General features: G+C 63.4%; 22 protein-coding genes and 1 pseudogene. 18 read left to right on the top strand and 5 right to left on the bottom strand.

What is annotated here, in order from left to right; genetic code table 11:
• The first annotated feature begins 33 nt into the window (after positions 1-33).
• The 10 genes from ileS to OC450_RS11650 all read left to right on the top strand — a co-directional run bounded on the left by ileS (position 34) and on the right by OC450_RS11650 (position 11,194).
• Positions 34-3,141 (top strand): isoleucine--tRNA ligase, encoded by a 3,108-nt coding sequence (ileS, locus tag OC450_RS11695; RefSeq protein ID WP_262047918.1) that lies wholly within the window; start codon positions 34-36, stop codon positions 3,139-3,141.
• Between the two features lie 7 nt (positions 3,142-3,148).
• On the top strand, positions 3,149-3,643 hold the full coding sequence (lspA, locus tag OC450_RS11690; RefSeq protein ID WP_211381451.1) for a signal peptidase II: 495 nt from the start codon (positions 3,149-3,151) through the stop codon (positions 3,641-3,643).
• 96 nt (positions 3,644-3,739) lie between these two features.
• The gene (locus OC450_RS11685; protein WP_211381450.1) at positions 3,740-4,465 is read left to right on the top strand and encodes a hypothetical protein; all 726 of its coding nucleotides are present in this window, start codon (positions 3,740-3,742) and stop codon (positions 4,463-4,465) included.
• 173 nt (positions 4,466-4,638) lie between these two features.
• A complete protein-coding gene (locus tag OC450_RS11680) occupies positions 4,639-6,033 on the top strand; it encodes a M16 family metallopeptidase (protein ID WP_372703122.1) in 1,395 nt (464 codons plus the stop codon).
• Positions 6,030-7,421, top strand: a complete 1,392-nt coding sequence (locus tag OC450_RS11675; protein ID WP_372703123.1) for a M16 family metallopeptidase — start codon at positions 6,030-6,032, stop codon at positions 7,419-7,421. Before OC450_RS11680 ends, OC450_RS11675 begins: the two co-directional genes overlap by 4 nt.
• Before the next feature lie 114 nt (positions 7,422-7,535).
• Positions 7,536-7,958, top strand: coding sequence for an alternative ribosome rescue aminoacyl-tRNA hydrolase ArfB (gene arfB, locus OC450_RS11670; RefSeq protein WP_211381448.1), 423 nt, complete (start codon positions 7,536-7,538; stop codon positions 7,956-7,958).
• Positions 7,959-8,220: 262 nt separating this feature from the next.
• The gene (locus OC450_RS11665) at positions 8,221-8,607 is read left to right on the top strand and encodes a c-type cytochrome (protein WP_211382394.1); all 387 of its coding nucleotides are present in this window, start codon (positions 8,221-8,223) and stop codon (positions 8,605-8,607) included.
• Positions 8,608-9,003, top strand: coding sequence for a VOC family protein (locus tag OC450_RS11660; protein WP_211381447.1), 396 nt, complete (start codon positions 8,608-8,610; stop codon positions 9,001-9,003). It begins immediately after the preceding gene.
• 43 nt (positions 9,004-9,046) lie between these two features.
• The gene (locus OC450_RS11655; RefSeq protein ID WP_262047917.1) at positions 9,047-9,595 is read left to right on the top strand and encodes a gluconate 2-dehydrogenase subunit 3 family protein; all 549 of its coding nucleotides are present in this window, start codon (positions 9,047-9,049) and stop codon (positions 9,593-9,595) included.
• 30 nt (positions 9,596-9,625) lie between these two features.
• Complete coding sequence (locus tag OC450_RS11650; protein WP_262047916.1) at positions 9,626-11,194, top strand: GMC family oxidoreductase; 1,569 nt, start codon at positions 9,626-9,628, stop codon at positions 11,192-11,194.
• Positions 11,195-11,417: 223 nt separating this feature from the next.
• Here OC450_RS11650 and OC450_RS11645 read toward each other — a convergent pair whose 3' ends face one another.
• Complete coding sequence (locus OC450_RS11645; RefSeq protein WP_211381444.1) at positions 11,418-11,735, bottom strand: ribbon-helix-helix domain-containing protein; 318 nt, start codon at positions 11,733-11,735, stop codon at positions 11,418-11,420.
• 230 nt (positions 11,736-11,965) lie between these two features.
• On the opposite strand from OC450_RS11645, the gene mutL reads away from it, so the two are divergent.
• Positions 11,966-13,777, top strand: a complete 1,812-nt coding sequence (mutL, locus tag OC450_RS11640) for a DNA mismatch repair endonuclease MutL (RefSeq protein ID WP_262047915.1) — start codon at positions 11,966-11,968, stop codon at positions 13,775-13,777.
• A gap of 1 nt (position 13,778) precedes the next feature.
• Here the strand turns inward: mutL and rsmD are convergent, their stop codons facing one another.
• Both rsmD and OC450_RS11630 read right to left on the bottom strand, forming a co-directional pair.
• Positions 13,779-14,336, bottom strand: coding sequence for a 16S rRNA (guanine(966)-N(2))-methyltransferase RsmD (gene rsmD / locus OC450_RS11635; protein ID WP_211381442.1), 558 nt, complete (start codon positions 14,334-14,336; stop codon positions 13,779-13,781).
• A gap of 2 nt (positions 14,337-14,338) precedes the next feature.
• On the bottom strand, positions 14,339-16,519 hold the full coding sequence (locus tag OC450_RS11630) for a pseudouridine synthase (RefSeq protein WP_262047914.1): 2,181 nt from the start codon (positions 16,517-16,519) through the stop codon (positions 14,339-14,341).
• A 119-nt stretch (positions 16,520-16,638) separates the two neighbouring features.
• Here OC450_RS11630 and OC450_RS11625 point away from each other — a divergent pair, with 119 nt between their 5' ends.
• Positions 16,639-17,097 carry a nucleoside deaminase gene (locus OC450_RS11625; RefSeq protein WP_262048006.1) on the top strand — a complete coding sequence of 153 codons (459 nt, stop codon included), beginning with the start codon at positions 16,639-16,641 and terminating at the stop codon, positions 17,095-17,097.
• On the opposite strand, the gene OC450_RS11620 is transcribed toward OC450_RS11625, so the two are convergent.
• Both OC450_RS11620 and purD read right to left on the bottom strand, forming a co-directional pair.
• Positions 17,094-17,999, bottom strand: a complete 906-nt coding sequence (locus tag OC450_RS11620; protein ID WP_211381440.1) for an alpha/beta fold hydrolase — start codon at positions 17,997-17,999, stop codon at positions 17,094-17,096. The genes OC450_RS11625 and OC450_RS11620 overlap by 4 nt on opposite strands.
• Positions 18,000-18,188: 189 nt before the next feature.
• Positions 18,189-19,472 (bottom strand): phosphoribosylamine--glycine ligase, encoded by a 1,284-nt coding sequence (purD, locus tag OC450_RS11615; protein ID WP_262047913.1) that lies wholly within the window; start codon positions 19,470-19,472, stop codon positions 18,189-18,191.
• 333 nt (positions 19,473-19,805) lie between these two features.
• On the opposite strand from purD, the gene OC450_RS11610 reads away from it, so the two are divergent.
• The 6 genes and pseudogenes from OC450_RS11610 (at position 19,806) to xseA (ending at position 24,764) form a co-directional block, all read left to right on the top strand.
• On the top strand, positions 19,806-20,408 hold the full coding sequence (locus OC450_RS11610; protein WP_262047912.1) for a hypothetical protein: 603 nt from the start codon (positions 19,806-19,808) through the stop codon (positions 20,406-20,408).
• Positions 20,306-20,554, top strand: a pseudogene (locus OC450_RS34425) (RNA-directed DNA polymerase); the annotation flags it as partial. The gene OC450_RS11610 and the pseudogene OC450_RS34425, both read left to right, overlap by 103 nt.
• A 9-nt stretch (positions 20,555-20,563) precedes the next feature.
• Positions 20,564-21,421: a hypothetical protein gene (locus OC450_RS11605; protein WP_262047911.1), complete on the top strand. Its 858-nt coding sequence runs from the start codon at positions 20,564-20,566 to the stop codon at positions 21,419-21,421.
• A gap of 84 nt (positions 21,422-21,505) precedes the next feature.
• Positions 21,506-22,042: a hypothetical protein gene (locus tag OC450_RS11600; protein ID WP_262047910.1), complete on the top strand. Its 537-nt coding sequence runs from the start codon at positions 21,506-21,508 to the stop codon at positions 22,040-22,042.
• A 195-nt stretch (positions 22,043-22,237) separates the two neighbouring features.
• Positions 22,238-23,002, top strand: a complete 765-nt coding sequence (locus OC450_RS11595; RefSeq protein ID WP_262047909.1) for a serine protease — start codon at positions 22,238-22,240, stop codon at positions 23,000-23,002.
• A gap of 139 nt (positions 23,003-23,141) precedes the next feature.
• A complete protein-coding gene (gene xseA, locus OC450_RS11590) occupies positions 23,142-24,764 on the top strand; it encodes an exodeoxyribonuclease VII large subunit (RefSeq protein ID WP_262048005.1) in 1,623 nt (540 codons plus the stop codon).
• Positions 24,765-24,882 lie beyond the last annotated feature (118 nt).

Raw genomic sequence — 24,882 nt, 5'->3', positions numbered from 1 at the left:
CCGTTCCCGCGCCCTTCCGAGCCAGTCAGCCTCATGTCCGAAAAGCCGCAAAAGTCCGACGCCAAAGACTATTCCAAGACCCTTTATCTGCCGCAGACCGAATTCCCGATGCGGGCCGGCCTGCCGCAGCGCGAGCCGGAGCTGCTGAAATACTGGAACGACATCGGCCTCTACGACAAGCTGCGCCAGGAAGCCCGGGGCCGCGCCAAATTCGTGCTGCATGACGGCCCGCCCTATGCCAACGGCAACATCCATATCGGGCACGCCCTCAACAAGATCCTCAAGGACGTCGTGACCAAGAGCCAGCAGATGCTCGGCTTCGACTCCAATTACGTGCCCGGCTGGGACTGCCACGGCCTGCCGATCGAATGGAAGATCGAGGAGGAGAACTACCGCTCCAAGGGCAAGCAGAAGCCCGATTTCCGCGACTCCACCGCAATGGTGGCGTTCCGCAAGGAATGCCGCGCCTATGCGACCAACTGGATCAACGTGCAGCGCGAGGAGTTCAAGCGGCTCGGCATCATCGGCGACTGGGATCACCCCTATCAGACGATGAGCTATCCGGCCGAAGCGCAGATCGCGCGCGAGCTGATGAAGTTCGCCGCCAACGGCACGCTGTATCGCGGCTCCAAGCCGGTGATGTGGAGCGTGGTCGAGAAGACCGCGCTCGCGGAAGCCGAGGTCGAGTACGAGGACTACACCTCCGACATGGTCTGGGTGAAATTCCCGGTGCGAGACGTGAGGCTCGAGGGTATCCAAGAGCAGGCCACCGAGAAAGATGTAAAGCCGCTGCATGAGCTCATGGAAGACCTCAAAGCAAGTTCGGTGGTCATTTGGACGACGACGCCTTGGACTCTTCCAGGCAACCGGGCGGTTAGCTTTGGTGAACATGTCGAGTATGGTCTTTACGAAGTCGTTGAAGCACCTACAGATAACTGGGCAAAGACCGGCGAACGCTATGTTCTAGCTGACAAGCTGGCCGAAGACGTCTTTCGACAAGCGCGCGTTGTTTCATTCAAGAAACTTCGTGACGTAGCTTTCGATGCTGGTCCCGCCAGCGTGATGGTAACTTGCGATCATCCGCTTCGATCGTTGGGTTACGACTTTCCTGTTCCCTTACTTATGGGCGACCACGTCACCGACGATACCGGCACCGGTTTCGTGCACACTGCACCGAGCCATGGCCGCGAGGACTTCGATGTTTGGATGCTCAACACGCGAAGGCTCGAACGAGAAGGCATCTCTACTGCAATCCCTTACACCGTCGATGAGAATAGCGCGTACACCACGCAGGCACCTGGATTCGTCGGAAAGCGCGTGTTCAACGACAAGGGCGAAAAGGGCGACGCGAACGAGGCTGTCATCAAGACTCTCATCGACGCCGGAAATTTGCTCGCGCGCGGCCGCCTTAAACACCAATATCCCCATTCTTGGCGTTCCAAGAAGCCGATACTCTTCCGAAACACGCCACAGTGGTTCATCGCGATGGATAAGCCTATTACCGACGCGATCCTTCCGGAGCTACCAGCATCGCGGATCGACGGCGTAGACTTCATCGATGAAGAACCAGTTCTTGATACGATCCGAAACCGCGCTTTGCATTCGATCGGCCAGACGAAATGGGTTCCCGAAACCGGTCGTAACCGCATCACCGGAATGATTGAAAACCGGCCGGACTGGGTGATCTCGCGCCAGCGCGCCTGGGGCGTGCCGATCGCCGTGTTCGTTCGCGAGAAGAGCGACGGCTCGGCCGAGATCCTGCAAGACGAGATCGTCAACCAGCGCATCACCGAGGCCTTCATGGAGGAAGGCGCGGACGCCTGGTACATGGACGGCGCCCGCGAGCGCTTTCTCGGGTCCCGCGCAGCCGAGGACTGGAAGAAGGTCGACGACATCTGCGACGTCTGGTTCGATTCCGGCTCCACGCACGCCTTCGTGCTGGAGGATCGGCAGAACTTCCCGCAGCTCGGCAACATCGTCCGCAAGATCGACGGCGGCGACGACACCGTGATGTATCTGGAAGGCAGCGACCAGCATCGCGGCTGGTTTCATTCCTCGCTGCTGGAAAGCGCGGGCACGCGGGGACGCGCGCCCTACGACATCGTGCTCACCCACGGCTTCACGCTCGACGAGAACGGCCGCAAGATGTCGAAGTCGCTCGGCAACACCGTCGAGCCGCAGAAGGTGATCAAGGATTCGGGAGCGGACATCCTGCGCCTGTGGGTCTGCGCCACCGACTATGCCGACGACCAGCGCATCGGCCCCGAGATCCTGAAGAACACCATCGAGACCTATCGCAAGCTGCGCAACTCGATCCGCTGGATGCTTGGAACGTTGCATCATTTCAAGGCGAGCGAGAAGGTCGCCCATGCCGAGATGCCCGAGCTCGAGCGGTTGATGCTGCACGAATTGGCCGGCCATGCCGAAACCGTTCACAAGGCCTATGCTGCCTTCGACTACAAGACCGTCGTCGCAAGCCTCTCGGCCTTCATGAACTCGGAGCTGTCGGCGTTCTACTTCGATATCCGCAAGGACACGCTGTATTGCGATCCGCCGTCCTCGCCGGCGCGCAAGGCGGCGCTCACCGCGATCGAGCTCCTGTGCGATACCCTCCTGAAATGGCTCGCGCCGATCCTGAGCTTCACGACCGAGGAAGCGTGGCGGATGTTCCGGCCGAACGCCGAGCCCTCGGTGCATCTGACGCTGTTCCCGGAGAACCTCGAAAGCTTGCGCGACGACAAGCTCGCCGCAAAGTGGGAAGCGATCCGCAACGTCCGCCGCGTCGTCACCGGCGCACTCGAGCTCGAGCGCGCCGCCAAGAACATCGGCTCCTCGCTCGAGGCCTCGCCGGTGATCTATGTCGCCGACCGCGACATGCTGGCGGCGCTGTTCGACACCGATCTCGCCGAAGTCTGCATCACTTCGAATTACGAGGTGCGTGAGGGCGAGGCGCCGGCCGATGCATTCCGTCTCGATGCCGTGCCCGGCGTCGCGGTCGTGGTGGAAAAGGCGGTCGGCACCAAATGCGCCCGCTCCTGGAAGATTTCGCCGATGGTCGGCGAAGACCCCGAATACCCCGACGTCACCCCGCGCGACGCCAAGGCGCTGCGCGAATGGAAGGCGTTGGGGGTGAGGGTCTGATCCCGGCATGACCCCGCTCCGCGCCGGCATCCTCTCGGCCGTGGTCACGCTCGTGGCTGACCAGGCCTCAAAACTTTGGCTGCTGAACGTTTTCGACCTCGCCCGTCGCGGCGCGGTGAAGGTGATGCCGTTCTTCGACCTGGTGCTGGCCTGGAACATCGGCATCAGTTTCGGCTGGCTCCAGAACGACAGCCAGGCAGCTCAGCTCGCGCTCATGGCGGTCAAGGTCCTCGCCGTGGTCGCGCTGGCGATCTGGATGGCCCGTTCGCACACCCTGCTCGCAACCGTGGCGCTCGGCCTGATCATCGGCGGTGCCATCGGCAATGGCATCGACCGCCTGGCCTATGGCGCGGTGGTCGATTTCGCCTTGTTCCATGTCGAGATCGGCGGAAATACCTATAATTGGTACGTGTTTAACCTCGCGGACGTGGCGATCGTTGCTGGGGTGGCGGCGCTATTGTATGATTCCTTCCTGGGGGTACCCGCCGCAAAAGCGCCCTGATCCCGGCCGATACGGGCTGGCAGGTGGAACCTTGCTTTTTGCGAGGATTGGCGGCGTGTGAGCGGCAATCTGCCACGATATGGAACAGGTACAGTGATGCGCAGCTCGAAGACCAGCGGTTCGATGGTTCGAGGTCCCCGGCGGGAAGGCCGGCGGGCATTGAAACTGTCCGCGGTCGCGCTCGGCATCGGTCTCGTCATGGCCGCTGGCGCCGCCCGCGCCGGTGACGACGACGACGATGACGACATGACCTTCGAAGAGAAGCTCATCGACAATCTGATGTCCGGCCTCGGCGGCAGGAGCATGGAGAAGCCCGGCATCGAGTACCGCGAGCGCTCGCCGCTGGTCGTGCCGCCCAAGCTCGACCTGCCGCCGCCGGCTGCGACCGAGGCCAACGTTGCGCCGAACTGGCCGAAGGATCCCGACGAGAGGCGCCGCAAGGAAGCCATCGCCGCGCGGAAGAAAGCACCCAAGGCGACGGAGAGCTGGCAGGCAGGCCGACCGCTCTCGCCAAGCGAGATGAACGCCGCCAGGACGGCCGGACCGTCCCGCCAAAGCAACGAACCGCTCCAGCCCGGCAACAGCACCAATAACCCGACGCTCAGCCCCGCCCAGCTCGGATACACTGGCGGCCTGTGGAAGCTCTTCAAAGGGAGCGACCCCGAGTCCAAGCAGTTCACGTCGGAGCCGCCGCGCCAATCGCTGGTGGAACCGCCGGCGGGATATCAGACGCCGTCGCCCAACTATGCCTACGGCTCCGGGCCGGATAATTCGAAGCGAACTTACTTCGACGTCCAATCTGGCAAGGAGAAGGAGAAATAGCTCCCGCCGTGCCGCGACATTTCGGCATGAGCGGAGCTGCCGCCGGCTCTCTCATGCGGTCCCTGATTGCGAATTGATGGCGTTCTCTGCTTCGTGACGCGAAGCCTCAGCCGCGCAGTGTACCATAGTGTGGCTCCGGGCCGGACATCCGCGCTCGGTCTTTCAAAAGGATCATGATGTCCTCTCACCGATCGGCGGTCTGCTTCCTTGCCGCGCTGCTTTCGACAAGCGTCCTCTCAGCCGGCGCCGCCCTCGCCCAGACCACGGTGACATCGGCTCCGCCCGCCAGCTTCACGCTCGGCAACGGCCTGCAGGTGGTGGTGATTCCGGATCACCGCACGCCCGTGGTCACGGAGATGATCTGGTACAAGGTCGGCTCGGCAGACGAGACGCCGGGCAAGTCCGGGCTCGCCCACTTCCTCGAGCACCTGATGTTCAAGGGCACCTCGAAGCATCCCGTCGGCGAGTTTTCGCAGACCGTGCTCCGCGTCGGCGGCAACGAGAACGCCTCGACCTCGGTCGACTACACCAACTATTACCAGCGCGTGCCGCGCGAGCAGTTGCCGACCATGATGGAGTTCGAGGCCGATCGCATGACCGGCCTGATCCTCAAGGACGAGAACGTGCTGCCCGAGCGCGACGTCGTGCTTGAAGAATACAACATGCGCGTCGCCAACAATCCGGACGCGCGGCTCAACGAGCAGATCATGGCCGCGCTCTATCTCAATCATCCCTACGGCCGGCCGGTGATCGGCTGGCACCAGGAGATCGAGAAGCTCGATCGCGAGGATGCGCTCGCCTTCTACCGCCGCTTCTACGCGCCGAACAATGCGATCCTGGTGATCGCTGGCGACGTCGAGGCCGCCGACGTCCGCCCGCTGGTCGAGCGCAATTTCGGCGGGATCCCGGCCCAGCCCGCGATCCCGGCGCGGCGTGTTCGGCCACAGGAGCCGGAGCCGGCCGCACCGCGCACCGTCACATTGTCCGATCCGCGCGTCGAGCAGCCAGGCTTGCGCCGCTATTACCTGGTGCCCTCCGCGACGACGGCCGCGGCCGGCGAGAGCGCGGCCCTCGACGTGCTGGCGCAGCTGATGGGCAGCGGCAGCAATTCCTATCTCTACCGCGCGCTCGTGGTCGACAAGCCGCTGGCGGTCTCCGCCAGCGCCAGCTATTCGAGCACATCGCTCGATCCGACCCAGTTCGCGATCTCCGCCTCGCCGAAATCCGGTGTCAGCTTTGCCGAGGTCGAGCAGGTGATCGACGGCGTCATCGCCGACATCGCGCAGAAACCGATCCGCGCCGAGGATCTGGAGCGCGTGAAGACCCAGCTCATCGCGGAGGCGATCTACGCCCAGGACAACCAGGCGGTGCTGGCGCGCTGGTATGGCGGCGCGCTGTCCACGGGACTGTCGATCGAGGACATCAGGAGCTGGCCCGACCGCATCCGCGCCGTCACCGCCGAGCAGGTTCGCACCGTCGCGCAGAAATGGCTCGAGAAGAAGCGCTCGGTGACGGGCTATTTGATCAAGGACACCGCGACCACCAAGCGCGAGGAGAAGCGTTCGTGACCTATTTCTTCCTTCGCGCAAGACACTTCCTATGCACGAGACACTTCGCGCTGTCCTTCGTTACCGGCGCAGTCCTTGCGCTCGCGACCGTCGCGCCGTCGCAGGCGGCTGCAAAGATCCAGCACCTGACCTCGCCGGGCGGCATCGAAGCCTGGTTCGTGCAGGACGCGACCGTGCCCCTGATCGCCATGGAATATTCCTTTGCCGGCGGCTCGGCCCAGGATCCCAAGGACAAGTCGGGCGTCGCCAATCTGGTCGGCGACCTCCTCGACGAAGGCTCCGGCGATCTGGATTCCAAAACCTTTCATGAGCGGCTCGACCGCCGCGCCATTGAGCTGTCCTTCAGCGCCACCCGCGACACGTTCCGCGGCAGTCTGCGCATGCTGCGCGACAACAAGGACGAAGCCTTCGACCTGCTCAGGAGTGCGCTGACCTCGCCGCATTTCGACATTGCCGATGTCGAACGCATCCGCTCTCAAGTCATCTCGAGCCTGCGCCGCGAGACCACCAACCCGACCTCGCTGGCGAGCCGCAAGTTCCTGGAAATCGCCTTCGGCGATCATCCCTACGGCCGGCAGACCAACGGCAACCTCGACAGCGTTCCGACCATCACGGTCGCCGACATGAAGGATTATGTCGGCCGCGTGCTTGCCAAGGACACGCTGAAGATCGCGGTCGTCGGCGACGTCGATCCGGCCACGCTCGGCAAGCTGCTCGACCACACGTTTGGGAGCCTGCCCGCCAAGGCTCGTCTCGCGCCGGTCCCCGACATCGAGGCGGCCAAGCCGCCGCAACGCGCCTTCGTGCCGCTCGACGTGCCGCAGACCGTCATCACCTTCGGCGGCCCTGGCGTGAAGCGCAGCGATCCGACCTTCATGGCGGCCTATGTGGTCAACCACATCCTCGGCGGCGGGGGACTGTCCTCCCGGCTCTATCGCGAGGTCCGCGAGAAGCGCGGCCTGGCCTATTCGGTGTTCGAATCCCTGCTCTGGATGGAGCATTCGGCGCTCTTCATCGGCAATACCGGCACGCGCGCCGACCGCGCCGGCGACACCATCGACGCCATCGAGAAGGAAGTGCGCCGAATTGCCGAGGAGGGACCGACGCAGAAGGAGCTTGACGAGGCCAAGTCCTATCTCAAGGGCTCGCAGATGTTGGCGCTCGATAGCTCCTCCAAGCTCGCGCAGGCGCTGCTGCAGTACCAGCAGGACAAACTGCCGATCGACTATATCGAGAAGCGCAACGGCATCGTCGACGCGGTGACCCTTGATGACGCCAAGGCGGCCGCGAGGCGCCTCTGGGGCCAGGGCCTCCTGACCGTCGTCGTCGGCCGCGCCCCGCAGGCCGCCGCGCAACCGGCCGCGGCGCCGGCCACGAAGTCGAACTGACGTCCTGAAATGTCCTGAAATGGCCGGGCTCGCCCGGCCATTTGCATTTCCACGGTGCACCATTGCCCAATGTAGACGTCCGGGATATGTCCGGGCATCACGAATGGTGCCACCATGCTGCGGATATCCCGCGATCTCGTTATCGACGAGGACGACATCGAGATCGGCTTCGTCCGCGCTTCCGGCCCGGGCGGGCAGAACGTCAACAAGGTCGCGACCTCGGCTCAATTGCGCTTCGACACGCGCAAGTTGACCCTTCCGGAGGACGCCGCGATCCGGCTCGCCCGCATTGCCGGCCAGCGCATGACCAAGGACGGCGTCATCGTGATCCACGCCCAGCGCTTCCGTACCCAGGAGCGCAATCGCCAGGACGCCATTGACCGGCTCGTCGATATCCTGAGCGAGGCGATGATACGCCCGACGCCGCGGCGTGCGACAAAGCCGACGTTTGGCTCCAAGCAGCGCCGCCTCGAGGGCAAGAAGCGCCGCAGCGACATCAAGGCCGGACGCGGCGGCGGCCGCGGTTTCGACGACTGATCGACCGGACGCTGACCACGAAACTTCATCGTGTAGAGCGATCGAACGGCGCGATTGCGATGCAATCCGCCTCGTGTGGTCATCGCTTAGGGATTTCGAGGCGGTTTCGCGGAATTGTGCTCCGCATATGCGGCAGCGCGGAACGTCATTACCCGCGAGTATCTCCGCTTGCAGCAAAATAGCCCGCTACTACCACCGCATGTTTGGCGGCGCCTAGAGTTTGCGCACGCTGAATTTGACGTGGATGGGCGAGCTCTTGGCGATGCGTGCAGTCGTGCTGGGATTGTGCACCGCGATGGTGCTGATTGTGCGGGTTGCCGACGCGCAAATGCCCTTGCCGGCCGCAAAGCCGCCCGATGGCGCGACACTGTTCAAGCAGCAATGCGCGGTGTGCCACACCACGAACCTGTCAGAACCGGTACGGCAGGGCCCGCCGCTGGTGAAGATCGTCGGCCGGCCCGCCGGAAAGGTCGAAGGTTTTCATTATTCAGATGGCCTCGCCAAAGCTGACTTCGCCTGGGACGAGGCGAAGCTCGACGCCTGGCTGGCCAATCCGCAGGCCGTCATTCCCGGCGTGGTCATGGCCTATCGGCAGGCAAAACCGGAGACGCGCTCAGCCATCATCGCCTACCTCAAGGAGCTGAATTGAATGGCCAAGCCCGTCCATTCCATGATCCGCGTGCTGGATGAGGAACGCTCGCTCGATTTCTACAGACGCGCCTTTGGCCTCGAGGTCGCGGACCATCTGAAATTCGCGGACTTTGCCCTGATCTATCTGCGTCATCCCTCCTCACCTTTCGAGGTCGAGCTGACGGTCAATTTCGATCGCAAGGAAGCGTACGCGCTCGGCGACGGCTACGGCCATCTCGCCGTGGTGGTCGAGGACCTCGAGGCCGAGCATGTCCGTTTCGAGCGCGAGAAGCTCGCACCGGGGCCGCTGCGTGACTTCAAGCACGACGGCAAAACGCTGGCGCGCTTCTTCTTCGTCAGTGATCCCGATGGCTACAAGATCGAAGTGATCCAGCGGGGCGGACGCTTCAACTAACCAAATCAAAAAATCCAAATCACAAAAATCCACGGAGGAACCCATGAGAGAAGTCGATCGTCGAAGCAAGCATAGCCGCCGCGTCTTTCTCAAGGGCGCCGCAACCGCCGTGCCGGTCGCGGCCGTTGCGACCAACGTCGCCGTCAGCATCGAGGGTGCCTGGGCCGATGAGGCCAGCACGCTCTCTCCCGCGACGATGAAAACGCTGCTGAAGGTCGCGCGCGACATCTATCCGCACGACGTCCTCGGCGACAGCTACTACATCACCGCGATCAAGCCGTGGGATGGCAAGGCGGCCAAGGATTCCGCCGTCAAGTCGCTGATCAGCGACGGCATCACGCGGCTCGATCAGAACGCGCGGGATCGCCACAAGGTGGCTTACGCCGAGGTGCCCTGGGAAGCCGACCGCGTGGTGCTCCTGAAGGAGATCGAGCAGAGCGACTTCTTCCAGAAGGTGCGAGGCGACCTCATCGTGTCGCTCTACAACCAGAAAGAGGTCTGGCCGCGGTTCGGATACGAAGGCTCCTCCGCCGAGCACGGCGGCTACATCAATCGCGGCTTCGCCGACATCGACTGGCTGCCGAAGGCTTAAAGCCCACCCCAACGGTTCAGGAGAACGCAGATGCCAAAATTCGATCTGAACGATTCCAGCGTTGTGGTGATCGTCGGCTCCGGCGCCGGCGGCGGCACGCTGGGCAACGAGCTCGCGCAGAAGGGCGTCAAGGTCGTCATTCTCGAAGCAGGTCCCCGCATCGAGAACCAGGACTTCGTCAACGACGAGTGGGAGAGCTTCTCGCAACTCGCCTGGACCGACGCGCGCACCACGTCGGGAACATGGCGCGTCGGCAAGGACTTCTCGGGCCTCCCCGCCTGGATCGTCAAGGCGGTTGGCGGCTCAACGACCCATTGGGCCGGAGCCTCGCTGCGCTTCGACGAGCACGAGTTCAGGGTCAAGAGCACCTACGGCAATCTCCCCGGCGCCAACCTCCTGGACTGGCCGGTAACGCTTGCTGAGATCGAGCCGTGGTACGCCAAGGCCGAGAACAAGATGGGCGTGACCCGCACCAACGGCATTCCCGGACTTCCCGGCAACAATAACTTCAAGGTGCTCGAAGCCGGCGCCAAGAAGCTCGGCTACAAGACCGTGCACACCGGCAACATGGCGATCAACAGCCAGCCGCGCGACGGTCGCGGCGCCTGCCAGCAGATCGGCTTCTGCTTCCAGGGCTGCAAATCCGGCGCGAAATGGTCGACGCTCTACACCGAGATCCCCAAGGGGGAGGCGACCGGCAATCTCGAGGTTCGCCCCGGCAGCATGGCGGTCAAGATCGAGCATGATGCGAGCGGCAAGGTCACCGGCGTGGTCTATGCCGACGAGAGCGGCGCGATGCAACGCCAGAAGGCGCGCATCGTCGCGGTGGCTGGCAATTCGATCGAAAGCCCGCGGCTGCTGCTCAACAGTGCCTCGACCATGTTCCCCGACGGCCTTGGCAATTCATCGGGCCAGGTCGGCCGCAACTACATGCGGCACATGACCGGCAGCGTCTATGCCGTATTCGAGAAGTCGGTGCACATGTATCGCGGCACCACCATGGCCGGGATCATCCGCGACGAGGCGGCCAACAACCCGAAGCGCGGCTTCGTTGGCGGCTACGAGATGGAGACGCTCTCGATCGGCCTGCCCTTCATGGCGGCGTTCCTCAATCCCGGCGCCTGGGGACGTCCGTTCACCGCAGCGCTTGATGGTTATCCACGGATGGCCGGCATGTGGCTGGTGGGCGAGGACATGCCGCAGGAGACCAACCGCATCACGCTCGACCCGGTCGTAAAGGACAAGTTCGGCCAGCCGGTGGCAAGCGTGCATTTCGACGACCATCCCAACGACCTCGCGATGCGCGCGCACGCCTACAAGCAGGGCGCCGCCGTCTATGACGCCGTCGGCGCCACCGTGACCTATCCGACGCCGCCCTATCCGAGCACCCACAATCTCGGCACCAACCGGATGAGCGAGAAGCCGCGCGACGGCGTGGTCAACAAGTACGGGCAGAGCCACGACGTCAAGAATTTGTTCGTCTCCGACGGCAGCCAGTTCACCAGCGGCGCGGCCTGCAACCCGACGCTGACGATCGTCGCGCTGGCGATCCGGCAGGCGGATTACATCGCCGGCGCGATGCAGAAGAAGGAGATTTGATCTCTCGCAGTCCTCGCATGGAAGAACTTGGCAGGAAGTTCGCCCGCGGCCATCCATCGAGACGCCCGCTCCGGCGGGCCCTCAGGATGAGGTCTGGTTTTGCGGCGAGATATCAGACCCTCATGGTGAGGAGCCCGCCAAAGCGGGCGTCTCGAACCATGCAGGCCGAGCACGTTCGACAGGACGACGTTGGAATTGCGGGTGCCGGCTCTCGCTGTAGCCGCTATTCGGCCGCGTCGAGCATAGGCGCGACTGTTCCCTTGAACTCCTGCACCGGCGCCACGCTCCGAGATCGATAGATCAGGCAGGAGCATCGCAGCAGCGAGGCGAAATTATTGACCTCGCCGTGATGGTCGAGCACCTCGTTGTAGAGCGTCGTGAGGAATTTCCCGACGCTCATGTTCTCCTTGGCCGCGATCTCCTCCAGCGTATCCCAGAACGCCATTTCCAGCCGGATGGAGGTGCAGTGCCCGCCGATCCGCAAGGAACGGGTCTGGGACTCGTAGTCACGTTGGGGCTGGTGCGCGAAGAGATGGCACATGGCGTCCTCCCGTCCTGTTGCCATTTTTTCACGATGCTACACCGCTGCCCGGCGCCCCACAATCAGGACTGAGGGAGGAGGGCGGCCGGCGCGATTTGCTCGAACGTCCAATGGCTTCAGCGCAATCGTCCACAACACTCCCCAGCGGACCAGGTTGCCTGTTGCTTGGCACATGCTTTTGACGCAACACGGCATAGAATAGCGCGTCCAGCGAATCCAAGAACCAGACCATGCCCGTCCGCCAGCTTCCAGAGCAAGTCGTCAACCGCATCGCCGCCGGCGAGGTGGTCGAGCGTCCGGCGAGTGTGGTCAAGGAACTCGTCGAGAACGCGATCGATGCCGGCGCGAGCCGGATCGACGTCTTCACCGACGGCGGCGGCCGGCGGCGGATCGGCATCACCGATGACGGCGGCGGTATGACCGCAAAGGATCTCGCACTCGCGGTCGAGCGCCATGCGACCTCCAAGCTCGACGACGAGGACCTGCTCCAGATTCGCACGCTCGGATTCCGCGGCGAGGCGCTGCCCTCGATCGGCTCGGTGGCTCGTCTCTCCATCACCACACGGCATGCGAGCGAGCCGCATGCCTGGGCGCTGACCGTCGAGGGCGGCGACAAGTCCGAGATCATGCCGGCTGCGCTGGCGCATGGCACGCGGGTGGAGGTCAGCGACCTCTTCTATGCGACGCCGGCGCGGCTGAAGTTTCTGAAGACCGACCGCACCGAGGCGGAGGCTATCCGCGAGGTGGTGCGGCGGCTGGCGATGGCGCGGCCAGACGTCGCCTTTACGCTTGCCGGCGAAGAGCGAGCGCCGGTGACCTGGGCTGCGGCCCTGCCCGGCGCCGCCGGACGGCTGACGCGGCTCGGCGATATCCTGGGCGCGGAGTTTCGCAGCCACGCCATCGAAGTACACGCCGAGCGCGAGGGCGTGGTGGTCGCCGGCTATGCCGCGGCGCCGGCGCTGACGAAAGCCAACGCACTCGGGCAATACCTCTTCGTCAACGGCCGTCCGGTGCGCGACAAGCTGATCTTAGGGGCGGTACGCGCGGCCTATTCCGACTATCTGCCGCGCGACCGCCATCCGGTGGTGGCGCTGTTCGTCACGCTCGACCCGCGCGAGGTCGACGCCAACGTGCATCCGGCCAAGACCGAGGTGCGCTTCCGCAATGCCGGCCTCGTGCGCGCGCTGATCGTGCACGGATTGAAGGAAGGGCTCGCGCGCGAGGGCCGGCGCACCGCCGCCAATAGCGGCGACAGCGCATTGTCCTCGTTCCGGCCTGCATTCACGCCACGGCCGGCGAGCTGGGACTGGCGGGCCTCGCCATCCGCCCCGGTCGCGCCGACGCCGTCATTCGACCGCTCCGCCGCGCCCGCCTTCGCCGAGCGGTCACAGGCCGCATTCGACGTCGGCGCGCCGAGCGCAGACGTCCGGTTCGAAACGCAGCCCGTCAGCGACCTGGTCGATCGCCCGCTCGGTGCGGCGCGCACCCAGATCCACGAGACCTACATCGTCTCGCAGACCCGCGACGGCCTGATCATCGTCGACCAGCATGCCGCGCATGAGCGCATCGTCTATGAACGGCTGAAGGCGTCGCTCGCCGCCAACGGCGTGCAGCGGCAGATCCTCCTGATCCCCGAGATCGTCGAGATGGACGAGGCCACGGTCGAGCGCCTGCTGGAGCGCAGCGAGGAGCTGGCATCGTTCGGCCTCGCGATCGAATCCTTCGGCCCGGGCGCGGTCGCGGTGCGCGAGACGCCATCGCTGCTCGGCAAGACCAACGCGGGCGGGCTCTTGCGCGATCTTTCCGAACACATGGCCGAGTGGGACGAAGCCCTTCCTCTTGAACGTCGCCTGATGCACGTCGCTGCGACCATGGCCTGCCACGGCTCGGTGCGTGCCGGCCGCCGGCTGCGGCCGGAGGAGATGAACGCCCTGCTCCGCGAGATGGAGGAGACGCCAAACTCCGGCCAGTGCAATCACGGCCGGCCGACTTATGTCGAGCTGAAGCTGTCGGATGTCGAGAAGCTGTTCGGGCGAAGGTGATTTACGCGCTGCGTTTCAAAAACACGAACTCGGTGTCGTCGTACGCCCGCCGCTCCAGCTCCTCAAAACCTTCCGGCGTCACGAACTGCGCGGACTTCGCCTCTTCCACGACCAGCAGCGCACCGGGCGTGAGCCAGCCGCCGTCCCGCAAGCTTGCCAGCGCCTTCTCCGCAAAGCCTTTGCCATAAGGCGGATCGAGGAACACCAGCGAGAACGGCTCGACCGGATGCGCAGGGCCGAGATCGGTGGCATCACGGCGATAGACCTTGGTGACGCCGCCGAGGCCGAGCGTCTCGACATTGTTGCGCAGCAGCGCGCGCGCTTCCGCGCCGTTGTCGACGAACAGCGTGAACTTTGCACCGCGTGACGACGCCTCGATTCCGAGCGCGCCGGTACCGGCGAAGAGATCGAGTACGCGCGCGTCCGAAATCGGATCGTCATAGGCGTGCACGAGGATGTTGAACACGGACTCGCGCAAGCGGTCCGCCGTGGGGCGGATGTCGCGCGAGGACGGTGAGGCCAAATTGCGCCCCTTCAAGCGACCGCCGACGACGCGCAAGCCTAGTCCTCCCGCGGCGTCAGGTCGCGCTTGCCGTGATAGCCGCGCTTGGGACGACGCGGCGGGCCGTAGCCGCTCGCCTCGGCCTCATTGCGCTCGCGCGCCTCCTCGCTGCCGGTGCGCTGCACCAGCACGCGGCGGCCCTTGCGGTCGGCGATCACGTCGCGCTTGCTGGCGGGCTTCTTCTCGCGCGGCATTTCGCCGTCTTGCGAAGATGATTTCTGCGGCACGTCGAACTGCGCGCCGGACTTCTCGATCACCTTGTCGCCGAGCTGGTCGCGCAGCACGCGCGACTTGATCTCCTCGACCTCGCCTTCGGGGACTTCGCCGAGCTGGAACGGGCCGTAGGACACGCGGATCAGCCGGTTCACCTCGAGCCCGAGATGGGCGCAGACGTTACGCACCTCGCGGTTCTTGCCTTCACGGATCGCGAACACCAGCCAGACATTGGCGCCCTGGTCACGCTCCAGCGTGGCGTCGATCGGACCGTATTTGACGCCCTCGACCTCGATGCCGTTCTTGAGCTCGTCGAGCTGGGCCTGGGTGACGTCGCCATGGGCGCGGACGCGGTAGCGCCGCAGCCAGCCGGTGTCCGGCAGCTCCAGCGTGCGCGCGAGCCCGCCATCATTGGTGAGCAGCAGCAGGCCCTCGGTGTTGAAGTCGAGCCGGCCGATCGAGATCAGCCGCGGCAGGCCTTCGGGCAGATTGTCGAACACGGTCGGACGGCCCTCGGGGTCGTCATGTGTCGTCATCAGGCCGCGCGGCTTGTGATACAGGAACAGCCGCGTGCGCTCGCGCTCCGGCAACGGCTTGCCGTCGACGGTGACGACATCGTTCGAGGTGATGTCGAGTGCGGGCGAGTTGATGACGCGGCCGTTGACGCTGACGCGGCCCTGCGTGACCATCTCCTCGGCATCGCGGCGCGAGGCGAGGCCCGCACGCGACAGCACTTTTGCGATGCGTTCGCCGGCTTTCTTCGGCTTCGGCTCTTCTTCCCGACGCGGCCTTCCCTCAAAGTCACGATCGCGGCTGCGATAGGCACCGCGGCCGCCGAAGGCGGGACGCTTCTCGAAGATCCTGCTCTCATCTTCGTTTTCGCGGCGCGGACGATCGCCAAACCCGCCTTCGCTGCGCGGATGCTCGTGCCAGTCGGAGCGGCCTTCCGAGCGCTCGCGCGGGCGATTGAATTTCGGACGGTCGTCGCCACGCCCACCACGGTCGCCGTCGCCGTCACGGCGGGGCCGATCGAATTTGGGGCGGTCGTCGCGCGGGCGATCGAACTTGGGCTGGTCGAACTTGGGCCGGTCGAACTTGGGCCGGTCGAATTTGGGCCGATCGCGGAACGGACGGTCGCCGGACGCACGATCGTCGCGCGACCGCGAGAAGTGCGGACGGTCACCGCCACCACCTTGCCGATCGTCGCGCTTCTGCCAGGGCTTGTCTCCACTGCGATCTGGACCGCCGAAATCCTTGCGCGGGCCCTTGCTGAAATCCTTGCGCGGCGGCCGGTCGCCACGCGGCGCCGCATCGCGCTTCTGCCAAGGTTTTGAATCGCTGCGCTCGCCGCGATCGCGCGGACGGTCACCGAAGTCGCGCGGGCGGTCGCTGCGGTCGGGTGCGCCCCGCGAGAACTTCCGCTCGCCGTCGAACTTGCGTTCCGGGCGGTCGCCACGCGGTGCGTAGGGCCGCTTGTCGCCGAACTTCTTGTCGCCGAACCGGCCCGCGGGACGGGAATCGTCGCGATCCCGGCTGCGCGGCGGACGGTCGTCACGCCCATAGGACGGCCGATCGCCACGTGGCTTGAACGGCCGCTTGTCGCCGCCATCGCGTGAGCTGCGATCGGAAAACGGGCGGTCGCCACGGGGCTTGAAACTGCGCTCGCCACGGTCCTCGCCGCGCGGCCGGTCGTCGCGCTTGAACTTCGGACGCTCGCTGAAGTCGCGGCGCGGGGCATCGCCCTCCTCGCGGCGGCGGACCGGTTGACCCTCGCGGGGCGCGCGGCTGTCGCGGTCGCCACGCGGCGGGCGCGCGTCGCCCCTGCCCTCGGGGCCGCGCTTGGCGAATTTCTTCTCGGGGCCGCGCGGCTTGCCGGACCGGCCCTTGGGCGGGCCTCCGGCCGGGCGACCTTTGGCCGGGCCTCGCCGGCCGCGGGAATCGTTGTCTTTGTCGCTGTCGCGAGGCATGGATAATCTCACTCAGGGGGTGGCCAGAAAGCATTGTGCGCGCTCGTCTCGAGCCGCATGCTCAGGCAATATCGGTAAGCACTTCTGCTGAAGGCGCAGCTACTAGCAGGTTTCTTCGGATGATACGAGGCTTGAAAGCCCCCTCTTTCATGGATTTGGCGCTCAAAACGGCCGAAAATGCCGGAAAGGCGGGCGAAGTTCCGATCGGGTGCGTGGTGGTCCGCAACTACGAGGTGATTGCCACCGCGGCGAACCGGACTCTGACCGATTACGATCCGACCGCCCATGCCGAAATTGTCGCGCTGCGCGAGGCGGCCCAAAAGATCGGCAGCGAGCGCCTGGTGGACTGCGACCTCTACGTGACGCTGGAGCCCTGCACCATGTGTGCGGGCGCGATCTCCTTTGCAAGGGTCAGGCGGCTCTATTACGGCGCGGCCGACCCCAAGGGCGGCGCGGTCGAGTCCGGCGTGCGGTTCTTTGCATCCCCAACCTGCCACCACGCGCCGGACGTCTATTCCGGGGTCGGCGAGAGCGAGGCGGCGCGGCTGCTCAAGGACTTCTTTCGGGAGCGGCGCTAAGTCGCCGCGAAAAACTCGCGGAGCGCCCTTGCGGTGACATCCGGGTTCTCCTCGGTCAGGAAGTGCCCCGAATCCACCGGCATGCCGTCGACGTTCGTGGCCCATTGCTTCCAGATGTCGAGCGGGGTGGCGGCGGCCTGCGCGATGCCGGCATTGCCCCACAGTGCCAGCATCGGAATGGTGATCTTCTTGCCGGCCTCGAAATCGGCCTTGTCGAGGTCGTAGTCGAAATAGGCGCCGGCGCGATAATCCTCGCACATCGCGTGCACGCGGGCGGGATCGCGGAACGGGGCGATGTAATGCTCCAGCGCGCGCTCGTCGATGGCGTCCAGCGTCTTCGATCCGGTCTGGCTCGCCATCTTGAAGCGCAGGAAGAACTCGCCATTGCTCGAGATCAGCGTCTCCGGCAACGGCGCGGGCTGGGCCAGGAAGGTCCAGTGATAGATCTTCAGCGCATAGGCGCGGTTCATCCGCTCCCAGTAATTATAGGTCGGCAGGATATCGAGCACGGCAAGGCGCGACAGCCGGCCGGGATGGTCGAGCGCGAGGCGGTAGGAGACGCGGCCGCCGCGGTCGTGGCCGGCCAGCGCGAAGTGCACATGGCCGAGGCGCTCCATCGCCTCGACCATGGCTTTCGCCATCGCGCGCTTGCTGTAGGGGATATGCAGCGCGTCGCTCTCGGGCATGTCGGACCAGCCATAGCCCGGCAGGTCGGCGATGATCAGCGTGAAGGCGTCGGCGAGCTGCGGCGCCACGCGGTGCCACATCACGTTGGTCTCGGAGAAGCCGTGCAGGAGCAGCAGCGGCGGCCCGCTGCCGCCGACGCGGGCGAAGATGCGGCCGAAGGAGGTGTTGATCCATTCGGAGGCGAAACCCGGATAGAGGTCGGCGAGATCGGACATCTTTTTGCATCCTTGTCGGGTCAGTCCCGGAGCTGCTCACAACAATAATGTTGAAAACAACCCCATGCACAGTAGCACGCGTCCTCGGCGAAGGACGCCAAGCCCAACAGCCGACTACGCATTTTTGCAACGACGATGTGGCGGAGCGATGGCGCAGGGTTCCGTGCGCGCGATCCGGAAAAAAGCCTGTCAGCCCTTGGCCTTCTCGGCTTCCACCGCCTGCCAGCCGATGTCGCGGCGGCAGAAGCCTTCGGGCCAGTTGATGCGGTCGACGGCCTGGTAGGCGCGGCTCTGCGCCTCCGTCACGGTCGCTCCGAGCGCGCAGACATTGAGCACGCGGCCGCCATTGGCGAGGATGGCGCCATCCTTCTCGACCGTGCCGGCGTGGAAGATCTCGGCGGTCGGGACCTTCGCGGCCTCCTCCAGCCCCTCGATGCGCGTGCCCTTCTGGTAGTCGCCGGGATAGCCCTTCGCCGCCATCACCACTGTCAGCGCGGACTCCGGATGCCAGCGCAGGTCGAAATTCTTCAGCTGCCCGTCGCAGGCGGCGAGGAACGCCGGCACGATGTCGCTCATCATGCGCATCATCAGCACCTGGCATTCGGGATCGCCGAAGCGGACGTTGAACTCGAACAGTTTTGGCCCCTGCGTTGTCAGCATGATCCCGGCATAGAGGATGCCGCGGAACGGCGTGCCGCGCTGCTTCATGCCTGATACCGTCGGCAGGATGATCCTGGCCATGATCGCGTCGTGGACCTGTGGCGTCACCAGCGGCGTCGGCGAATAGGCCCCCATGCCGCCGGTGTTCGGGCCGAGATCGTGGTCGAACACGCGCTTGTGGTCCTGCGCGGAGGCCAGCGGAATCGCGGTCTCGCCGTCGCACAGCGCAAAGAAGCTGATCTCGCGGCCGGGCAGAAATTCCTCGATCACGACCTCCGCGCCGGCCTCGCCAAAGGCCCCGTCGAACATCATGGCGATGGCATCCTCGGCCTCGCGCACGGTCTTGGCGACGACAACGCCCTTGCCGGCGGCGAGCCCGTCCGCCTTCACCACGATCGGCGCGCCCTGGCTAACGACGTAGTCGCGCGCATCGTTGGCATTGGTGAAACGCTTGTAGGCGCCGGTGGGAATGCCGAACTCGGTGCACAGCGCCTTGGTGAACCCCTTGGAGCTTTCGAGCTGCGCCGGAATCCTGTCCGGCCCGAACGCCTTGATGCCGGCCGCCCTGAGGTCATCGACAATGCCGGCCGCCAGCGGCGTCTCCGGCCCGACCACCACGAGCGCAACCGCGTTGGTCTTGCAGAACGCGATCACCGCCGCATGATCCGCCACATCCAGCGCCACACACTCCGCCTCCTTCGCGATCCCGGCATTGCCGGGCGCGCACCAGAATTTGGTCACCAGGGGAGAGGCTGCGATTTTCCATGCGAGAGCATGTTCACGGCCGCCGGAACCGAGGAGGAGAATGTGCATGGGGGCTCGGAATGAGGGGTTTGGATGGGGCGGAGGTCGCATGAATCGGGGTGGGGCTCAAGGGGGGCGGGTCCGAACTCACCGTCATTTGGGGGCGCGAGCTCAGAACCTACTACAGGCGTTTACTGCTCCGGCCACGAATTTGCCCGGCCACGTGGGTCTCCCGAACTATTATGCGGCAACGAACATTGGAGCAATTTGAGCCGAGCTCGCAACGATCGTTTTGAATCGCAAAGATTCCGACTTGGATAGGTAAAAGACTGCCTTGCCCTCCCCCTACATTCACGCGCAATGTGTAATCTGATAGCCCAGTGGTTGTTTTGGATTTTCGACATGACGCTGAAGAATGATCTGCTTCGAATGGGCTATTTGCCAGAAAACCTGCCGCCGCCCTTCCACACCGACAACATAGCGAAGTGCTTGGCGGCTAAGCCATCCGGGTATCTTTCAGACGTCAAACAACCGCTACGTTCGGCTGTTTACAATTCCTCGAAGCGTGGAATTTCGAGGCGGACTTTCTCGGCGATACATCCTGTCACCGCACATGATTTGGCAGAATTTTTTCAAACGCGCGCAGTCGAACTCGACAAACTGTTTGAAGGCAACAAAGCGAGCTTTTCGATTCCAAAGCACACTCCTGACGGCGACCGAGCTATAGAAATTTCGTCGCACAATCAAATGGAGATGGAGCGCCTAACAAGCCTGTCGGGATATCGGTTCGTAGCGAAGACAGATATCTCTCGTTTTTACCACTCGATCTACACTCATGCCATCCCATGGGCGTTCCACGGCAAAGCCGCAGCCAAAAAGTCAGGAAGCTTGACGCGACGGATATTTATTTCAATCGTTTGGACTTCATTTTGCGTCAGGGACAAGATGGACAAACGATTGGAATACCCGTTGGACCAGATGCATCGCGTTACGTTGCCGAACTAATTTGTCACGCTATCGATACTGACTTTGCTACCCGATGCGCGTCAGATGATATTACGTATATTCGACACGTTGACGACGTCTGGATCGGAGCACAATCTCATTCGGACGCTGAGCGCGCGTTGTGGGTTTATCGAAGCTGCCTGCGCGAATTCGAATTGGACATCAATGAGAACAAGACACAGATTTATGCATCCAATTTCAGATTTACTGACTCTTGGCCGTCTGACGTAGCTTCGCGCATTGAACTCGCAGTCAACGCGACCGAACATCGTAGGGAAGAACGCTTAAGAGCCGCCCTTGAGTATGCTTTTGATTTGTCACTTTCGGAAAGTGACGACGGCATTCTGAAATATGCTATTCGGCAACTAGATTTGTCGAGCCACCTTTGGGATGAATGGTGTGTACTGCAACCATTTTTGATGCGTTCTGCCATACATTTTGGTCACACCATAGACTACGTGGTGAGGGTTCTAGTCTGGAGGAAACTGACGAGGGATGATCTCGACGATTCAAAGTGGGAAAAAATAGTTAAGACCCTGCTCGATCGTCACGGGCGCCTAGGTAACGACAGCGAAGTTTGCTGGCTTATATTCGCAGCGATTATTCTGAAAATAGCCATTCCGACTGATGTAGCGCTCACTATTGTTCGCAATTGCGGCGCGCTGTCGATTGTCGCGACACTGAACCATTGCTCTGGAGATCGCGCAGTTCTTGATGCTGCGTTCGAGGTTATCAGTGCCGACAGCGCGACTGGTGCAATGTGGCCCGTTTTTCTCGAATGGGCCTCGACCGGCTGGTACAAAAACGAGCAAATAAATGAGCTGGTCAACAACGATGTTATCAAAGAACTGATCGGCCTGCACGCGTATGTCTTTGATGCAGATCGGCTCACGCGTGTGTTTAAGGACGTAGAGCCTTCAAAATTTGGCGACATTACAAACGCGATCGAAACGCGCATCAGCTCGTACGACGATGAAACAAAAGTCGAAGACGACGAAGAGATACCGGAATAGCTCATAAGATGGATTGAACCGCTGCGAAACCCGTCACACGTGTTCTCGAAGCGATAGGCCGATGCGCAATTTTGAGGAGGTCCAGTGAGCAGGCAAAGCTCGAAGGCGTTTATTGAGTTAACGAAGTTCGCGGGCAAGGTTGCCGCCAATATCTTATCGGTCCTCGCTGAAGTTTATATCGAGATTATCAATCGCTTGCTACGCGATCTAGGGGTCAGCACCCTTAAAGTGCGCTCGAGTCGTCGCGGCGTAAGCATTTCAATGGACGATGGTTCGGATCGCTTGGATGAGCGCATAGCCAAGATAGATATAGCGCGACAGAGTTTGACAGAAGCGCTTGCCGCAATGGATGAACTCAAATCGCGCGCGGAAGAAAATAAGATTGAACTCGAATTGTTGGCCCAACAAGTCGAGCGAGCAGAGCTTGATAAGGTCAATCTCAGCGGCGAATTGAAAACTCTGAAGGATATGGCAGCGCTCGATACGGAATCTGTTCGGAAGATTCTGAAGTTACCTACTCAGGTTAGCATCTGGACGGAGCGCGTAATATCATTTCTTCTGGGGGTAGTCGCATCAGTGTTGGCCAGTGCTCTATACGATCTGACGAAAAGAATATTCTAGGAATTTCGGTGACGCCGTTGGACTGCACTTAACTCACTCGCTCTGTTAGGTGACGCCCTGGGATGATGCGGGGAGTCTTGATGCGTTGTCTCTGTAACGCTGTCCATGATGCGTGATTTTGGTGCGCCGTCACTGTAATGCAATGAGGCCGCTGATTTTAACGGCGTCTAAGTAGGAGATTGAGGATCGAACGCAATGACCGAAATAGACGCATTCTCCCTTACGACCGTCCCCGTCGAACAACTCGCCAACGGGACCCCCATGAACAGCGCGACTGCATTTGTATGGAAGCACGGGCCTCAGCACTATCTCATCACCAACTGGCACGTAGTGTCCGGCAAGAACGCCTACACTGGCCAACAGGAGACACCAGCGACACCCGATATGCTACGCTGTCTTTTCAATGTCCGAGTTGGCGACTTTGGGAAACAGCAGTGGGACATCCGCATCAGGGATGACAACCACAAACCGCTCTGGCTAATTCGACCGGGCATGGCACGAAGCGTCGACGTGGTGGCAATACCTATACCCATGATGGGGAACGAGCCCGTCATGGACATGTATCCAATAAACACGCTCCTTTCGAAGCCACTAAAAATCAAGATTGGAATGGATGTTTTCATCCTAGGTTACCCGTTCGGGAACGCACCTCCGGCATTCCCAGTCTGGAAGCGCGGCAGCATTGCCTCCGAGCCGGACATCGTTCGTATGACCACGGGACACTATCTGGTCGACACCGCCTCTCGTCCCGGGATGTCAGGAGCGCCGGTCATCCTGCGGGACTGGACCAATAACTATGTCGACGGGTCCGTACGTGCTTTTAATGACCGGCCCGCTACTAACTTCTTGGGCGTCTATTCGGGACGCATGCGCGCGGCGTCAGACGAGGCGCAGATCGGCGTCGTTTGGCACGCCTCCTTCATCGAAGAAATCATTGCTGGAAATCTGCAAGACGAATGAAGGGCTACTTATACTTGCCCAAGGTGAGCTCGATAGCCCGTAGGATAGGTTGAGCCCTTGACAGCCAGTTTCGCATGGCGCCCCATCGCGAAAATCCTTAACATCGCCCTCGACCCCACCCATGTCGAATCGTTTGCCGATGCCGCCTGCGGAACAACTGAACAACGCCTTCGAATTCACCGTTTCCGAGCTCTCCCAGTCCCTGAAGCGGACGGTGGAGGACACCTTTGGGCATGTCCGGGTGCGCGGGGAGATTTCCGGGTTTCGCGGCGCGCATTCGTCCGGGCATTGCTATTTCGCGCTGAAGGACGAGAGCGCCAAGATCGAGGCGGTGATCTGGAAGGGCGTGCATGGGCGCATGCGCTTCAAGCCGCAGGAGGGGCTGGAGGTCATCGCGACCGGCAAGCTCACGACCTATCCGGGCTCCTCGAAATACCAGATCGTGATCGAGGCGCTGGAGCCGGCCGGCATCGGCGCGCTGATGGCGCTGATGGAGGAGCGCAAGAAGAAGCTCGCCGCCGAAGGCCTGTTCGACGAGGCGCGCAAGCAGCTGCTGCCGTGGCTGCCGGAGGTGATCGGCGTGGTGACCTCGCCGACCGGCGCCGTGATCCGCGACATCCTGCACCGGCTGGAGGATCGTTTTCCCCGCCGCGTGCTGGTGTGGCCGGTGAAGGTGCAGGGCGAAGGCTCGGCCGAGCAGGTCGCGGCCGCGATCCGCGGCTTCAACGCGCTGCCGGAGGGCGGCACAATTCCGCGGCCGGACGTGCTGATCGTGGCGCGCGGCGGCGGCTCGCTGGAGGATCTCTGGTCGTTCAACGAGGAGATCGTGGTGCGGGCGGCCGCCGAGAGCATGATCCCGCTGATCTCGGCGGTGGGGCACGAGACCGACATCACGCTGATCGATTTCGTCGCCGACAAGCGCGCGCCGACACCGACGGCCGCGGCCGAGATGGCGGTGCCGGTGCGCAGCGACCTCTTCGTCGAGGTCGCCGATCTCGGCCGTCGCACCCGCGCCTATTGGCAGCGCAGCCAGGAGAGCCGCCGCAGCGAGTTGCGCGCCGCCGCGCGCGCGCTGCCGGCGGCCGGCGATCTGCTCGCGATCCCGCGGCAGCGGCTGGATTCGGCGGGCGCGTCCCTGCCACGTTGTCTCAAGGCCAACACGCACGCGCATTTCCGCAGGTTTACCGCCGCGAGCTCGAAGCTGACGCTGCGGGTGCTGCACGGCCAGATCTCGCAGGCCGATCATCGCCTCACCGTGTGCGGCGAACGCCTCGGCCTGTCCGCGCGCTCGCTGCTGCGGCGCCGGCGCGACCGCTTTGCCGGGTTAGAGGTTCGCCTGCGCGCCTCGAAGCTGTCCAACGCGCAGGCGCAGCGCAACGCCATTGCCCGCCAGCGCGAGCGGACGCATCGTCTTTCCGAGCGCGCGGGGCGCGCGCTCGTCACGCTGCTGCAGCGGCTCGATGCCCGCGTCGAGAACAGCGGCAAGCTGCTCTCCGCCCTGTCGTATCGCGGCGTGCTCGCGCGCGGCTTCGCGCTGGTGCGGGACGAGGCCGGCCATCCCCTGCACGCGGCAGACAGCGTCGGTCCCGGCGCACGCGTCGAGATCGAGTTCGCGGATGGCCGTGTCGGCGCAACCGCGGATGCGGATCGCCCGCCGCCCGCCGCAAAGCGCGCGCCATCGCAACCGAAGTCCGCGGCGCACGATGCCAAGCCCGCGCCGAAGCGCGTGGGCAAGCCGGTGGATCAGGGCAGTTTGTTCTGAGATGCGGTGGAAGGTGCTTCCACGAACTCGTCATTGCGAGCGCAGCGAAGCAATCCGGAATCTTTCCGCGGAGGGACTCTGGATTGCTTCGCTGCGCTCGCAATGACGGCGTGGAGGC

The sequence above is a fragment of the Bradyrhizobium sp. Bra78 genome (genome assembly GCF_024519855.1).
GTDB classification, from domain to species: Bacteria; Pseudomonadota; Alphaproteobacteria; order Rhizobiales; family Xanthobacteraceae; genus Bradyrhizobium; species Bradyrhizobium japonicum_G.
Note: the sequence above shows the minus strand (reverse complement) of the source record. Positions and strands in the feature narration are given on the sequence as shown.

Coding starts and splice junctions, on each gene's coding strand:
- ileS (WP_262047918.1), top strand. CDS start 34: ATGTCCGAAAAGCCGCAAAAGTCCGACGCCAAAGACTATTCCAAGACC.
- lspA (WP_211381451.1), top strand. CDS start 3,149: ATGACCCCGCTCCGCGCCGGCATCCTCTCGGCCGTGGTCACGCTCGTG.
- OC450_RS11685 (WP_211381450.1), top strand. CDS start 3,740: ATGCGCAGCTCGAAGACCAGCGGTTCGATGGTTCGAGGTCCCCGGCGG.
- OC450_RS11680 (WP_372703122.1), top strand. CDS start 4,639: ATGATGTCCTCTCACCGATCGGCGGTCTGCTTCCTTGCCGCGCTGCTT.
- arfB (WP_211381448.1), top strand. CDS start 7,536: ATGCTGCGGATATCCCGCGATCTCGTTATCGACGAGGACGACATCGAG.
- OC450_RS11665 (WP_211382394.1), top strand. CDS start 8,221: ATGCGTGCAGTCGTGCTGGGATTGTGCACCGCGATGGTGCTGATTGTG.
- OC450_RS11660 (WP_211381447.1), top strand. CDS start 8,608: ATGGCCAAGCCCGTCCATTCCATGATCCGCGTGCTGGATGAGGAACGC.
- OC450_RS11655 (WP_262047917.1), top strand. CDS start 9,047: ATGAGAGAAGTCGATCGTCGAAGCAAGCATAGCCGCCGCGTCTTTCTC.
- OC450_RS11650 (WP_262047916.1), top strand. CDS start 9,626: ATGCCAAAATTCGATCTGAACGATTCCAGCGTTGTGGTGATCGTCGGC.
- OC450_RS11645 (WP_211381444.1), bottom strand. CDS start 11,735: ATGTGCCATCTCTTCGCGCACCAGCCCCAACGTGACTACGAGTCCCAG.
- mutL (WP_262047915.1), top strand. CDS start 11,966: ATGCCCGTCCGCCAGCTTCCAGAGCAAGTCGTCAACCGCATCGCCGCC.
- OC450_RS11630 (WP_262047914.1), bottom strand. CDS start 16,519: ATGCCTCGCGACAGCGACAAAGACAACGATTCCCGCGGCCGGCGAGGC.
- OC450_RS11625 (WP_262048006.1), top strand. CDS start 16,639: ATGATACGAGGCTTGAAAGCCCCCTCTTTCATGGATTTGGCGCTCAAA.
- OC450_RS11620 (WP_211381440.1), bottom strand. CDS start 17,999: ATGTCCGATCTCGCCGACCTCTATCCGGGTTTCGCCTCCGAATGGATC.
- purD (WP_262047913.1), bottom strand. CDS start 19,472: ATGCACATTCTCCTCCTCGGTTCCGGCGGCCGTGAACATGCTCTCGCA.
- OC450_RS11610 (WP_262047912.1), top strand. CDS start 19,806: ATGACGCTGAAGAATGATCTGCTTCGAATGGGCTATTTGCCAGAAAAC.
- OC450_RS11595 (WP_262047909.1), top strand. CDS start 22,238: ATGACCGAAATAGACGCATTCTCCCTTACGACCGTCCCCGTCGAACAA.
- xseA (WP_262048005.1), top strand. CDS start 23,142: ATGCCGCCTGCGGAACAACTGAACAACGCCTTCGAATTCACCGTTTCC.